The sequence below is a fragment of the Suttonella ornithocola genome (assembly GCF_001889065.1).
Lineage (GTDB): Bacteria > Pseudomonadota > Gammaproteobacteria > Cardiobacteriales > Cardiobacteriaceae > Suttonella_A > Suttonella_A ornithocola.
The window spans coordinates 1-14,146 of the sequence record NZ_LWHB01000064.1 but is presented as its reverse complement, the minus strand read 5'-3'; the positions used below and the strand labels follow the sequence as shown (position 1 = coordinate 14,146).

General features: G+C 37.9%; 15 protein-coding genes and 2 tRNA genes. 12 read left to right on the top strand and 5 right to left on the bottom strand.

The genetic code is table 11. The features are described 5' to 3' along the window. From A5N85_RS05505 to A5N85_RS05495, 3 genes are all read left to right on the top strand, one after another. A complete protein-coding gene (locus A5N85_RS05505; protein ID WP_072576334.1) occupies nt 1-1,218 on the top strand; it encodes a pyridoxal phosphate-dependent aminotransferase in 1,218 nt (405 codons plus the stop codon). A 66-nt stretch (nt 1,219-1,284) separates the two neighbouring features. Beyond that, nucleotides 1,285-1,360: transfer RNA gene (locus A5N85_RS05500), tRNA-Asn, on the top strand. 26 nt (nt 1,361-1,386) lie between these two features. Then, nucleotides 1,387-1,462: transfer RNA gene (locus A5N85_RS05495), tRNA-Asn, on the top strand. 336 nt (nt 1,463-1,798) lie between these two features. On the opposite strand, the gene A5N85_RS05490 is transcribed toward A5N85_RS05495, so the two are convergent. Both A5N85_RS05490 and yihA read right to left on the bottom strand, forming a co-directional pair. Further along, nucleotides 1,799-2,584: a TSUP family transporter gene (locus A5N85_RS05490; RefSeq protein WP_072576333.1), complete on the bottom strand. Its 786-nt coding sequence runs from the start codon at nt 2,582-2,584 to the stop codon at nt 1,799-1,801. After that, nucleotides 2,577-3,182 carry a ribosome biogenesis GTP-binding protein YihA/YsxC gene (yihA, locus tag A5N85_RS05485; RefSeq protein ID WP_072576352.1) on the bottom strand — a complete coding sequence of 202 codons (606 nt, stop codon included), beginning with the start codon at nt 3,180-3,182 and terminating at the stop codon, nt 2,577-2,579. The genes A5N85_RS05490 and yihA overlap by 8 nt, the downstream gene beginning before the upstream one ends. A 78-nt stretch (nt 3,183-3,260) precedes the next feature. On the opposite strand from yihA, the gene A5N85_RS05480 reads away from it, so the two are divergent. The 5 genes from A5N85_RS05480 (at nt 3,261) to A5N85_RS15050 (ending at nt 7,653) form a co-directional block, all read left to right on the top strand. Then, nucleotides 3,261-3,929, top strand: a complete 669-nt coding sequence (locus A5N85_RS05480; RefSeq protein WP_072576351.1) for a c-type cytochrome — start codon at nt 3,261-3,263, stop codon at nt 3,927-3,929. Then, a complete protein-coding gene (locus A5N85_RS05475; RefSeq protein ID WP_072576332.1) occupies nt 3,930-4,385 on the top strand; it encodes a YcgN family cysteine cluster protein in 456 nt (151 codons plus the stop codon). Beyond that, the gene (locus A5N85_RS05470; RefSeq protein WP_072576331.1) at nt 4,382-5,065 is read left to right on the top strand and encodes a cell division protein ZipA C-terminal FtsZ-binding domain-containing protein; all 684 of its coding nucleotides are present in this window, start codon (nt 4,382-4,384) and stop codon (nt 5,063-5,065) included. Before A5N85_RS05475 ends, A5N85_RS05470 begins: the two co-directional genes overlap by 4 nt. After that, complete coding sequence (ligA, locus tag A5N85_RS05465) at nt 5,065-7,056, top strand: NAD-dependent DNA ligase LigA (protein ID WP_072576330.1); 1,992 nt, start codon at nt 5,065-5,067, stop codon at nt 7,054-7,056. Before A5N85_RS05470 ends, ligA begins: the two co-directional genes overlap by 1 nt. Before the next feature lie 123 nt (nt 7,057-7,179). Beyond that, a complete protein-coding gene (locus A5N85_RS15050) occupies nt 7,180-7,653 on the top strand; it encodes a hypothetical protein (protein ID WP_143143195.1) in 474 nt (157 codons plus the stop codon). A 102-nt stretch (nt 7,654-7,755) separates the two neighbouring features. Here A5N85_RS15050 and A5N85_RS05455 read toward each other — a convergent pair whose 3' ends face one another. From A5N85_RS05455 to A5N85_RS05445, 3 genes are read right to left on the bottom strand one after another with little or no spacing between them, the layout of a single operon-like run. After that, entirely contained in the window at nt 7,756-8,598 is an 843-nt protein-coding gene (locus tag A5N85_RS05455) for a hypothetical protein (protein ID WP_072576328.1), read from the bottom strand. Next, nucleotides 8,598-9,869 (bottom strand): HlyC/CorC family transporter, encoded by a 1,272-nt coding sequence (locus A5N85_RS05450; protein WP_072576327.1) that lies wholly within the window; start codon nt 9,867-9,869, stop codon nt 8,598-8,600. Before A5N85_RS05450 ends, A5N85_RS05455 begins: the two co-directional genes overlap by 1 nt. A 12-nt stretch (nt 9,870-9,881) precedes the next feature. Continuing rightward, a complete protein-coding gene (locus tag A5N85_RS05445) occupies nt 9,882-10,658 on the bottom strand; it encodes a cytochrome C assembly family protein (RefSeq protein WP_072576326.1) in 777 nt (258 codons plus the stop codon). Between the two features lie 111 nt (nt 10,659-10,769). Here A5N85_RS05445 and ffh point away from each other — a divergent pair, with 111 nt between their 5' ends. The 4 genes from ffh to A5N85_RS05425 all read left to right on the top strand — a co-directional run. Beyond that, nucleotides 10,770-12,128 carry a signal recognition particle protein gene (ffh, locus tag A5N85_RS05440; protein ID WP_072576325.1) on the top strand — a complete coding sequence of 453 codons (1,359 nt, stop codon included), beginning with the start codon at nt 10,770-10,772 and terminating at the stop codon, nt 12,126-12,128. A 50-nt stretch (nt 12,129-12,178) separates the two neighbouring features. After that, nucleotides 12,179-13,018 (top strand): hypothetical protein, encoded by an 840-nt coding sequence (locus A5N85_RS05435; RefSeq protein ID WP_072576324.1) that lies wholly within the window; start codon nt 12,179-12,181, stop codon nt 13,016-13,018. A 75-nt stretch (nt 13,019-13,093) separates the two neighbouring features. Beyond that, on the top strand, nt 13,094-13,846 hold the full coding sequence (minC, locus tag A5N85_RS05430) for a septum site-determining protein MinC (protein WP_072576323.1): 753 nt from the start codon (nt 13,094-13,096) through the stop codon (nt 13,844-13,846). A 108-nt stretch (nt 13,847-13,954) separates the two neighbouring features. Then, nucleotides 13,955-14,146, top strand: a 192-nt coding sequence (locus A5N85_RS05425; RefSeq protein WP_143143194.1) for a helix-turn-helix domain-containing protein, incomplete at its 3' end; no start/stop codon positions are given.

Sequence of the window (14,146 nt, the reverse complement as noted above, 5' to 3'; positions counted from 1 at the left end):
ATGAAAAAAATTCGTAAATCTAGCAAATTAGACAATGTACTCTATGATATTCGTGGACCTGTGCTAGCTGAAGCGAATCGTCTAGAGCGTCAAGGTAACAAAATCATCAAACTAAACATTGGCAATCCTGCCCCCTTTGGCTTTGATACCCCAAGTGAAATCCGAGAAGATATCATTGCCAATCTAAATAATGCACAGGGCTATAGCGAATCAAAAGGTATTTTCTCTGCGAGAAAAGCCGTTGTTCATGAAACTCAAAGATTAGGTATCAAAGGCGTGACTGTTGATAACGTTATCATTGGTAATGGTGTTTCAGAACTCATCGTTATGGCAATGCAAGCATTGCTCAACGACGGCGACGAAGTATTGGTTCCGATGCCAGACTATCCGCTGTGGACAGCCGCTGTAAACTTAAGTGGTGGACACGCCATTCACTATCGCTGCAATGAAGACGACCATTGGCAACCCGATTTAGACGACATCAGAGAAAAAATCAGTCAAAATACTAAAGCAATCGTCATTATTAATCCCAATAATCCTACAGGTGCTGTTTACAGTCGAGAATGTCTTTTAGAACTCGTTAAAATTGCCGAAGAAAACGGCTTAATCATTTACTCTGACGAAATATATGACAAAATTGTTTATGATGATGCTATTCATATTCCAACAGCTACATTAGTCAATGACAGTCTTTGCGTAACCTTTAACGGTCTTTCCAAAGCTTATCGTGCTGCTGGATTCCGGGCAGGTTGGATGATTCTTTCAGGTAATCTAAAAGCGGCTAGTGGTTATATTGAAGGACTTGAAATGCTTTCTTCAATGCGGTTATGCGCAAACGTTATCGCTCAACATGGTATTCAAACAGCTCTAGGCGGTTATCAAAGCATTAATGACTTAGTCAAACCTGGCGGGAGATTATATGAGCAACGCGATCAAATGTATGAAAGCATCAATACAATCCCGGGATTATCAATGATGAAGCCACAAGGGGCACTATATGGTTTTGTAAAAGTAGATACAGAACGATTTAATATTACTAACGATGAACAGTTTATCTTAGACCTACTACGCTCTGAGCATATCTTATTTGTTCACGGTAGAGCATTTAATTGGGCAGAGCCAGACCATTTTAGAGTCGTCTTCCTGCAATATCGTAGAGACATCCGAGAAGCCTGCGAAAAAATGGCAAACTTCTTGAGTACTTATCATCAAAAATAATAAAAAGTATTTTTTATGCTTGACGGATTTCAAAATCCCGGTTAGAATGCGCGCCTCTTAAGGCATTCCCCGATAGCTCAGTCGGTAGAGCAAGTGACTGTTAATCACTGGGTCGGCGGTTCGAGCCCGTCTCGGGGAGCCATTTCAAAACATACATATACATTATATTCCCCGATAGCTCAGTCGGTAGAGCAAGTGACTGTTAATCACTGGGTCGGCGGTTCGAGCCCGTCTCGGGGAGCCATATAAGAGACCTCGCTAATAATGTGAGGTATTTTTTTATAAAAACTATAAATATAGTAGAAGTCCCGGAAAATATATACAGAGACCTTTGCAAAAAAACATAAAATAGAGAAATTTCAATTCTTTAAATTTTGAAAACATATTAAAATCACAGTGTTAATTTTTCTACTAGTAGCAAAAATTAGTATAAAACGGAATTTTGCAAAGGTCTAATACAGTACTTGAGGATAGAGTACTATTTTCAAAGTGAATATTGAGTTAACATTGTATGCATTTTTTGAGAAGTTGGCTATAGCGATTTATTTTTTCTATCTACGCTTTATTTTTTCTATCTAGATTAAAATAGATAAAACCAATTTCTAGTAATTAAATATACACTCATTATTATTGAAACCGTAATTACCATTGGGCGTATCAATTTATTTCCCTTACTGACCACTATTCCACTAGCAATTCTCGCGCCAATAAGCTGTCCTACTGCCATAGAAAATCCTGCCAACCATACAATTTTTCCACCAATCAAAAAAACGATTAAAGAAATCACATTGGTAGTCGCGTTATAAAGCTTTGCTTCAATCGTTGCATTTTGTAAGGTATATCCTTGCAAAGCAATTAATGCTAATAGAAAAAAGCTACCAGTTCCCGGTCCTAAAAAACCATCATAAAAACCGATAGGTGCTAAGCAACCAAGAATAAAAGGCTTCACTGCCATCCGTGCTTCGGTTTCCACTTCTCCAAGTGCTGGCATTAAAATAAAAACACCAGCCACCATAATCAGCAAAATCGGAATAAATAATGCTAACCAATGGGTCGGTAATAGCTGAACCGCTCCTGTCCCAATAGCCGCACCAATTGCACAAGCCATAATATTAGGTAATAAGCAACAAAATTGAAGATGCCCTCTTCTAATAAAATACCAACTTGCAGACACTGTTCCGAAACTACCCTGCAATTTATTCGTGGCTAGTGCTGCATCTGGCGGCAATCCAGCAATTAAGAGAGAAGGAATCGTAATCATCCCGCCTCCGCCAGCTAATGTATCAATAAAGCCCGCAGTCATGCCAACAACTAGTAATAAAATAAAAACGACAACTAATGGTAAATGAAAGCTAATCTCACTCATTATTGTTCATCCAACTGTCTAGCCGTTTAATCAATGTATCTAACCCTTGTCTTTTTAAGCTTGAAAAGATTTGCGCACTAAAAGGAGCATTCCAATTCACAATTTCACTTTTAACTGCCTGCAAACCATTTGAAGCCGCGCCTTTACTTAGCTTATCAGCCTTTGTTAAGAGAATATGTGCGGGCAACTGTCTTTCAGCACAACACTCTAATAAACGAATATCTAAATCCTTCATAGGATGTCTAATATCCATTAACAAAACCACTCCTTTCAATGGCTCTCGTGTTAATAGATAATCCCCTAAAAAATTCTCCCAATGCGCCCGAATATTTTCTGGCACTTTGGCATAACCATATCCTGGTAAATCGACTAAATAACAATCATCCTCAGCTAAACTAAAATAATTAATTAACTGAGTCCGACCAGGTGTTTTAGAAACACGCGCCAATGACTTTTGCGCTGTTAATGTATTTAATGCGCTAGATTTTCCCGCATTAGAACGTCCCGCAAAAGCAATTTCAACCTGACTATTTATTGGAAATTGTTTTGCACTATTGGCAGAGAAGGCAAATTTTGCCTGTTGGTAACGATTAAGCATATAATAGATAAATACTGTAGAAACTGTTTGCAAATTATAGCCGAAAGCAGACCATTCAGGTTCATCATGGAGCAAAATATGAAAAAAACCCTCATCACACTATTACTTATGAGCTGCTATGCCATTGTCCACGCAGAAGCAGATATTAAAGCGGGCGAAGAAAAAGCTAATACCGTTTGTATGGCTTGTCATGGACAAAATGGCTACTCTGCCAACCCGGAGTGGCCTAATCTCGCTGGACAGGGTGAAAAATATATCATTAAAGAATTAAATGACTTTAAAAATGGATTACGCAAAAATCCAGTAATGGCACCGCAAGCCATGATGCTTAGTGATGAGGATATCGCTAATGTTGCAGCCTTCTATGCTTCACAAAAACCAGCACCAGCTTCTACTCAAGGTGTAGGCGAAGATCCGATTGCCGTCTTAGAGCTTGGTAAAGCATTATATCGCGGAGGAGATATGGAAAATCATATTCCTGCTTGTGCTGCTTGCCATGGTCCAAGTGGTATGGGAATTGAACCAGCCGCGTTTCCTTTACTGTCTGGACAACACGCTCCTTATACACGCTTGCAACTTCAACATTTCCAAAATGCCGCATTAGCAGATGTTCAAGCAACAGATGGACAAATTCCAGAAGATCAGCAACGCGCTAATGACCCTAATTCAATGATGAGAGATGTTGCTGCAAAACTAACGCCACAGCAAATTGAAGCGGTTTCTCTATATATTCAAGGATTAAATTAATTGTCTTCTTGGTGGCATCAACCATTAGATGCTTTGACGCCTGAACAATGGGAAGCATTATGTGATGGCTGTGGTTTATGCTGTTTAAATAAAATGGAAGATATAGATACGGGAGAAGTTTATTTCTCTCGTGTTGCTTGTCGCCTACTAGACATTGAGTCTGCAAGCTGTCAAGACTACCCCAATCGCCAAAAGAAAGTCTCTGATTGTTTAAATTTAAGAGATATTCCACGCGAAGATTACCGTTGGCTCCCGCCAAGTTGCGCTTATCGTTTACGCTATGAAAACAAACCGTTACCGCCATGGCACCATTTAGAAACAGGTGACAAACAAACCGTTCATCGTTGTGGGCGCAGCGTTTGCCACTTTGCCTTAAGCGAAAGAGACGGATATGCTATTGATGATTATTTACTCTTTAGACTTGAAGATGCTTTAGGAGATGGAAATATAGAATGACTCAAGAAATGTTGATTATTATAGTACGAATAATTGCAATTATTTTAATTCTTATTATTGCTTGGACAATCATAAGAATTATTCAGCGCACACATTTAAAACAAGAAAAAAAATCTACTCAAATACATAACGACCATTCTTCCTTAGATGAATCTCAAATACAAAAAACCTCACGGTTAAATCCCGGTTTTTTTGGTAAAAACCTATCTATTCCTTCTGCTGAGGAACTACCCAATGCTCCTCAAGCAGATTTACCTATTGCCATTATGGCACGCTATGGTTGCTATTTTAGTGGAGAAGATATACAAAATTTGGTTAAAACCTTTGGTTTGCAGCGCGCACCTAGTGGCGTTTTTGAAATGGTTAACAAAAATGGGCGTGATATTCTATTCACCGTATTGAATATACACCAGCCAGGTATCTTTGCAGAAAATCTAGATGAAATGGATGCAATAGAAGGAATTTTGTTGGTTTTACAATTACCTAATGGTGATGATGCGGTCGAATCTTATGAAACTTTTTCTGCCATTTCAAAAGAAATGGCTGAGCTATTAGATGGAAGATTATGTGATTTCCGGCGCCGCCCAATGGGACCTAAAGATTTAATGCAATATCGTAAAGCTGCTGAAGATTTTCAAATACAATTTGACGAATGGCTCGCAACTCATCAACGCCGATAATGAAAGACATTGACACCCTCCGAAATCTTATTCGACAACATGATTATGCCTATTATGTTTTAGATAATCCTATTATTTCTGATGCTGAATATGATGCCCTTATGCGCCAGCTCATCGCATTAGAATCAAAAAGTCATTTACCGATTCCTGCTGATTCACCGACTCAAAGAGTCAGTGGGAAAGCTGATAGTGCTTTTCCACCAGTTACGCATCATATTCCCATGCTGTCCTTAGACAATGTATTTTCTAGCGAAGAATTTTCAGAGTTTTACCATCGCTTACAGTTAAGACTTGATAAAGACCATATTCCTTTATCGGCAGAACCTAAATTTGATGGTTTGGCGATTAGTTTACGCTATGAAAATGGCATATTAACAAAAGCTGCTACGCGAGGCGATGGCTCAACAGGCGAAGATGTTACTGCGAATGTCCGGACTATTAAAGCCATTCCTCTACGATTAATAGGCGATAATCTCCCAAAAATAATAGAAATTCGCGGTGAAATTTATATGCCCAAAAAAGCTTTTGAGACATTAAATGCTACTGCTGAACAAATCGGAGAAAAACGCTTTGCGAACCCTAGAAATGCTGCTGCAGGTAGTTTGCGTCAGTTAGACCCTGCTATTACTGCTCAACGCAAACTCGCCTTTTTTGCTTATGGTTATGGAAGTTTAGAAAATTTTGAACTTCCCTCCACCTATAGCGAATTACTTAGCCAATTTCAAACTTGGGGATTACCAGTTTGCCATTTACAAACAACTGTGCAATCTTTAGAAGCAGCACAGGACTACATGAATTCATTAAATACAGAACGCCCGGCTCTTCCTTATGAAATTGATGGTGTTGTTTATAAAGTTGATAGCTTTTCTGACCAAATGAAAGCCGGATTTGTTTCAAGAGCACCACGCTGGGCAATTGCGTGGAAATTCCCAGCCATTGAAAAAACAACCACTGTTGAAGCAATTGATGTACAAGTTGGACGAACGGGCGCTGTTACACCTGTTGCAAGACTTAAACCCGTCGAAGTAGGCGGCGTAACAGTTACCAACGCCACTCTACATAATGCAGATGAAGTGGCTAGAAAAGATGTTCGCGTTGGGGATACCGTTTTTATTCGAAGAGCCGGAGACGTTATTCCAGAAATTGTTAAAGTCGTATTAGAGAAAAGACCTTTTAATAGTACGCCTTTTATTATGCCTTCACATTGCCCTATTTGTGGTTCAGAAGTTATTAGACCAGAGGGCGAAGCAGTTGCGCGCTGTTCAGGAGGATTACACTGCCAAGCACAGCGCGTACAATCCTTAATCCATTTTGCCTCACGAAAAGCAATGGATATTCAAGGTCTAGGCGACAAACTTATAGAACAAGTCGTTAAAAATGGACAAGTTACCACTCCAGCAGATTTATTTATGCTTGCCTATTCAGACTGGGCTAACCTTCCTAGAATGGCGGAAAAATCTGCTCGAAATATTATCAATGCCCTAGAAAACGCCAAAAAAACTACTCTTGCTCGCTTTATTTATGCTTTGGGTATTCGAGAAGTTGGAACTGTTAGTGCAAATTTATTAGCAAATCATTTCGGAACATTAGATGCGCTTATTCAAGCAGATGAGCAAAGTTTACAAGAAATAGAGGGTATCGGTCCTGTTATGGCGCAATATATTGCACATTTTTTTTCAGACCAAGAAAATTTATCAGTTATCCATCAATTAGAATCTGTAGGAATCTATTGGTCTGAAGTTCAGCAAAAAACATTTTCTAATGGAATACTAGAAGGAAAAACTGTCGTCATTACTGGAACTTTACTAACACTTTCACGAGAACAAGCCAAAGAACACTTAGAATCCTTAGGCGCAAAAGTAACTAATAGTGTTTCTAGTAAAACAGACTATGTTTTAGCAGGAGAAAAAGCTGGCAGTAAAAAAGAAAAAGCAGAAAAACTTGGTATTACTATTATAGATGAACCACAACTATTGCAGTGGCTAGTCTGAAAATACTTAATTACCTCCATGCTGCGCCGATATTTTTTTCTATAGCGGACTTATATTTTAACTATAGTCAAAGGCTAATAAAAGAGTCACAGAAATTAGATCGCTATTCCAGTAATAGTACGTGTGCTTACTTTATTCATCTATCTTAACGCTGTAACTATTCTAGTAGCCTTTCACTATAATCATTACTTCTATGCTCAAACGCTTTCTAAGAATAAGATTATCCAACAAGCAAAGACTTCTACTGTTAAAAAATATACAGCAAAGTCTTCCATTGTCATTGATGCCGAAACATCAGCGACACCAGCTGAAAGGAGTATTTTAAGAACCATACGAAAAATGGCTCAATCAGGCGAAATTATTCGAGGTGGCTGTTGGGATTATCTAAATATTGCTTGGAATAGAGCAGGCTATCCTCACACAAGAAGACAGAATATCTTTACTGGTTCCTATCCTAATGGTCCTTTTGCTGATACCAATTTTATCCAAGTAGGTGACTGGCTATACCATATTGACCATAGTTATCATGATATTGAGCATAGCGGCTTGTTTATTGTTTGGATAAATCAAGAGAAAAAAAGAAGCCTTGATGTTTAGCTATGCTGGAGAACAACGCGCCGAACCTGCTCGATATCGAGTGTACAAAATAGATCAGGTATATCAAATCATTCGTGCTAAATAGCTTTCTAAATAAGCATATTAGTCTTTTTTTCCTGAATATTGTGGAAACGTTTCGATTTGCTGCAAAATTGCCCATCGCATTATCTTAGTCATATCCGTATCAGAATAATTTAATAAATTAAGATAAAAATCCTTTTGATATAAGCAGTCACGTTCGCTCGCAAATTGCGTTTGCTCTAAATGATATTTTCTGTCTAGTTTTTGTAATAAAGAATTATATCTTCGTTTAGCTGTTCTTTTTTCTAAATAGCCCAGCCGATTTTTTATATCAAAACTGGTAAAAACCATAATCATCGCATCACGAATATACGGCGCATTTTTTTGCATAAAAGTAACATCTTCTTGACTGGTTTGATGACTATTAGGTGAGCTAATATAAAAACAAAGTTCATTACTTCCTTGTTCGGCTAACAAACTCACTTCATCATAACGATAGCGAATATAGCGCATTACTGCATCTGTTGAAGCGTATGGAACCGCATATATCCATGCTAAACGTAATTCTTCTATGGCTTTTTCTAAAGATCGCTGCACAACTTCAACATCATCTATTCCTTCAGTTTCTACGCTATTACGCAATTGCTCATAAATGGGGCGTCGATAGGTTTGCATGACAGTGACTAACGGCAAATTATGCAAATAATGTCGAACCCGAACTTCATTCCGCCACTTTACCAATAAAGGAATACAGATAATCAATGTGATTGTTAAAATAGGAACCGTCCAACGCAAAAAAACTTTTTCTGTAGGACGATTTTCATTATCTAGATCAAGGTGATGATAACGAAGTTGCCAAATTAGATGTGCAATCGCAAAAGCGAGTAAAGGAAATAAAAATAATAAAGAGAGTCCAAAAGCCATTATTCTTCTATCGAATTTAAAAGTTCAACTTCTGCTTGCTCAACTACCCCGCCTTCAAAGCTTTTAACACGTACTATACATTCATCAAAACTAACTTCCGTTCCAGGTTTAGGAAAATTGCCTAGTATTTCTACAATAAGTCCTGAAAGGGTATTCGGACCATCTAAGGGAAGTTTTAATCCTAATTCTCTATTGAGTACACGCAAGCTAATTCCACCATTAACATCAAATATACCCGGTGTTTTTTCAACAATTTCGGGCGCTTCTTCCTCGCCCTCTTCTGCAATATCACCCACAATATGAGTAAGAATATCTTCTAAAGTAATTAAGCCTTGAATATCACCATACTCATCAACCACTAAACCACTACGCTGCTTTTGCTGACGAAAATTGATTAACTGCTGGCGTAATGGCGTATTTTCTGGGACAAAAACACAAGGTCTTAATACTTCAATTAAAGCTTCCTTATTTAAACGCTTATCTCGGTATAAAGTAATCACATCTCGTAAATGAAGCATCCCCTCTACTTGATCAATATTATCTCGATAAGCCAATAAACGACCATGACGAGAAGCGGTAATTTGCTCAACCAACTCATCCCAGTCATCATTTAAATCAACGCCCTCTAATTCATTTCTAGGAACCATGACTTCATCTACAGAAACATCTTCCAATTCTAAAACGCCAATTAACATATCTTGACGTTCCTGCGAAACAGACTGAGGAGAGGAAGAAAGAACTATTGTCTTAAGTTCTTCATTCGTAAGCACATCTCTATCGCTACTATTTGCTCCCAAACCAAAAGGTTTAAAAATCAAAGCAACCAATTTATTCAGTAACCAAACTAACGGCGATAACAACCAAAGACAAGCGCTTAAAACCCTAGAAGCCGGCAAGGCAGTTTTTTCTGGAAACAGTGCCGCAAACGTTTTTGGCGCAATCTCAGAAAACAACAAGACTAAAACTGTTAAAACTACGGTTGCAACCAATACTCCCATATCACCAAACCATCGAATACCGATGATTGTGCCTAGAGAGGTTGCTAAAATATTAACAAAATTATTGCCTAATAAAATAGTCGCTAACAATCGCTCTGTATTTTTTAATAAGCTTTCGGCACGTTTTGCTGCTAAATTACCCTCATCAGAAAGATGTTTTAATTTATAGCGATTAAGCGACATCATCGCTGTTTCAGAAGCAGAAAAAAAAGCTGAACAAGCCAAACAAAACACCAGCACACTCACTAAAAGCCAATCTGGTAATTCCGACACAGTTATTTATCCTTACTTAATAAAAAATTGCAAGACAATATTACTAATAACATAGCCCATCATCAATAAAGCGTAAGCGGCAAATGCCCAGTACACAATAATTAAACCTCGATAATGGCGTCCATAATAAAGAAATAATGTCCATCCATAGACAGCTGCTGAAAGCATCGTTAATACGGTTTTATGCCAGAGATGTTGCGCAAATAGGTTTTCCACAAACATCCAACCACTCATTAAAGCCGCAAGTAATAACAAAAATCCTAACAAAAGATATAAAACAGATATTCTTTCCAAATTTGCTAAAGAAGCCAAATTGGTATTTTTTAATCGTTTATTTTTTAATCGTTGAAACAAATACATAAATAATACATTATGAATCAAGGCAATTGTTAACACAGTCCAAGCTGCCATAGAAAGCAGAATATGCCAAATCATTCCACCTTGAAGATTACTTAAAAACGGTTTTCGACTCACAAAAACAGCTGCTAATACCACCAATGAGGCATTAACAATACTAATAATAACGCCACCAAGCGCCATTTGCTTTTTCCAAAGCCAGAAAAAAGACAAAACTGCCACAGACCAAGCAAATGCCGAAACCACATTAAAAATAGAAAAATTTAATGTATTACCGATTGTCGTAATCAATAAAAAAGCATGAAGCTGACAAGCTGCAAACAAAAATGCCAACGCGGTAAAACTACTAGAGTGCGAACGCGTGGCACGATAAAACTGCCAAGCAGTCCCTAAATATAAACAGATAACCAAAAAAGGCAGCAAAAGCTGCATGGCAAATCCTACTAAATATAAAACAAACCGTTATAATACACCAATGTTGCCAAAGACAGTCGTGAATTTCTCAACTGTTTTATGCCTTCTCATTCAGTTAAGGAAAAGTATATGTTTGAAAGTTTAAGTGACCGATTACAAGGAACTATTAAAAAGCTTCGAGGTCAAAGCCGAATTAGCGAAGAAAATATCACCCAAGCCCTCCGAGAAGTGCGCATTGCGTTAATTGAAGCAGATGTTGCCTTACCTGTTGTTAAAGATGTTATTGAAAATATTAAAACTGCAGCAATCGGACAAGAAGTTAGTCAAAAACTTTCGCCTGACCAAGCCTTTATCAAAATTGTACAGGCTGAGCTTACTCGCATCATGGGCGAAGAAAACGATGCATTAAATCTAGCTACTCAGCCACCTGCTGTTATTTTAATGGCTGGTTTACAAGGTTCAGGGAAAACCACTTCTACCGCTAAATTAGCACGCCGACTTATCCTAGATAAAAAGAAAGTCGCCGTTGTTTCTGCAGATATATACCGCCCTGCGGCGATTAAACAATTAGAAACCTTAGCAGAACAAGTTGGTGCAGGTTTTATTGCTTCAAGCGAACAAGAAAAACCAAGAGATATTGCTGCTAGAGCACTTGAACACGCAAAGCTCCAACATTATGATGTTCTCATTGTAGATACCGCTGGACGCCTACATATTGATGAAGCTTTAATGAATGAAATTCAAGCTATTCATCAAGCCGTTAACCCAGTTGAAACCCTATTTGTCGTTGATGCTATGACTGGGCAAGACGCCGCCAATACCGCAAAAGCCTTTCATGACGCGCTTCCACTAACCGGCATAATTCTTTCTAAAATTGACGGGGATGCTAGAGGTGGAGCGGCTTTATCTATTCGTCACATTACAGGCAAACCGATTAAATTCTTAGGTATTGGTGAAAAAACTGACGCCTTAGAAAGCTTCTATCCTGAGCGTGTTGCTTCACGTATTTTAGGAATGGGAGACGTATTAGGCTTAATTGAAGACCTAGAGCATCAGGTTGATCAGAAAAAAGCTGAAAAATTAGCGAAAAAAATGGCAAAAGGTAAAACTTTTGACCTAGATGATTTTCGGGAACAGCTTCATCAAATGCTACAAATTGATATGGAAAAAATGTTAGAGAAAATTCCTGGAATGAGCAAAATTCCACAGGAGCTAAAAAATCAACATTTATCGCCACAAAAAATCAAACGTCAAGAAGCTATTATTCTTTCAATGACCATGGAAGAACGTCGTAATCCCGATATTATCAAAGGTTCGCGCAAACGCCGGATTGCTGCTGGCTGTGGATTAGACGTTCCAGAAGTAAACCGTTTACTTAAGCAATTTAAAGAAATGCAGAAGCAAATGAAAAAATTCCGTGGTGGAAAAATGGGCAAACTTTTACAACGCAATGGTCCTCTTCCAATGGGGCGCCTTCCATTTAAATAAAAATATTAAAAAAGCTGATGATACATTTGTATTATCAGCAAATAAAATATATGACTAATCTAACTCGTATCATTTTTTTCTTTACTGCTTGGCTAGTTAGCGCTTGTTCAGCGAATAATACATATACAACTGATGGCTCTTCAAAAGAATCTTCTCAAAACTTAAGCCAACTACTTTCATCTGCCGAATTTCAGTGGCGAAATATTGAACAATGTTATGCAAAATCGACAAACTGGGGAACTTACTGCTTAAAAATTGAGGACGATCAAATCTTAGAAACCAATACAGGAAAAATGCGCTACCTTTATCTGGAAGGCGTCCCACTTTTGGCTTCTAATAATCAAGATACTCCACTTCCTCGCGCCTTCTCACTCATCGTGATGCAACAAAAAAATGACAGATGGGAAATTCAATATTCACCAGAATTACAAACACTAAGCGCACCCGCTCGAATTGCAAAAAGCCAATTTATCGCTTTAGGAGAAAATTATTACGGTTACTTACAGCGATTATTTTTCTCTGATTACAATAATATTTTTCACGAAAAAACTTTGCTGAGTTATCTAGGAAAAAATAATATCCGATATACACTTATAGATACTGGCATGAATGATGTCTATGGTAAAGCATTGGCAGATACCGTTTGTAATAAAACTTCTGAACATTACAACGAAATGGAATGTCGAGATAAAGCAACCATTGTTGGTTCTGCTATCGGTGTTAATCAACATCATTTAACAGAAAGCCCTTTATATCCTCTTCTAGTAGATTGCAAAGGCACTCGACATGGAATGTCTGCAGATTGTCGCTATGGTCTCATTTATATTGGTTCTTTAGATAGATATTTACCAGATCGCACTATTCCTTGGTTACAAACTCAAATCTACTAAAACTGTCGCTTACTATTGAGCTAAAGGTAGCAAAATATTATTATTACTTTATTCTCATGCTTATTAAAGAGTCCAATGTCTGTTCAATTAGAATTTCGCCCTCGCACGGCACATCTTACTAGCGTTCATTTCTCTAATACCAACCTGCAAGAAATTCAACAAACCTTAAAAGAAAAGCTTTCCGCCTCACCCGAAGGATTTTTTTCAGGAATGGGTTTTATCGCCAACCTAGAGGGACTTTCTATTGAGAAAGCAAATTTTAATTGGCTAAAAGAATTAAAAACAATATTTCTAGACAATGGGCTAACACTAATTGCTTTAACTCATCACCCTTATCCAATTAAAACGCTGACGCAATTAGGATTAGCAGATATTCCAATGAAAGAAGCGCGTTCTACTAAAAAAGAAACGCTTGAAGTATCAAATACCATTACTGAACCTAAGTCAACTAATCAAGAACCCTCTTCTCCACTAGCCTCTCTTAGCAAGAATAGTAAGCTAGACACCAAAATCATTCGTGGCAATATTCGCTCTGGACAAAGAGTCTATGCACCTGATACAGATTTAACAATTATCGGAATTGTTGGTGCAGGTGCTGAAGTTATTGCTGATGGCAATATCCATATTTTGGGAAGTTTACGAGGAAGAGCTTTTTCCGGTGCAAAAGGCAATGAGTCAACTTATATTTACGCAAGCGATTTTTCAGCCGAATTAGTTTCTATTGCGGGGAGTTATCAAACTATGGAACAGCTTGATCCTTATAAGGGAGAAAAAAACTGCTTAGTTACGTTAAATGAAGATGACACAATGCTGATTGTTTCTGTCTAGCAAATTAAGTTGATCTATATAGTCAAATCACTTATAATCCAATCTATCCAAAGCAGATATAAAGAACAACTTGTAGTAGAATTATCAAAAACAAACTGAGCATATCCTATGACCTACTGCCGCCAATTCCGACAGAAAATTCTTAACGATATTGCTAATGGAGAAACTTGGCGCGCTGTTGCAAAGCGCTACAAGATCAGCAAATTCACCGTCTATAGCTGGATTAAAAATCCCCATCCTAAAGGCTTTACTGAGCGTAAGCCCTCAAAGATTGATGATGAAGCCTTGCTTAAGGATATT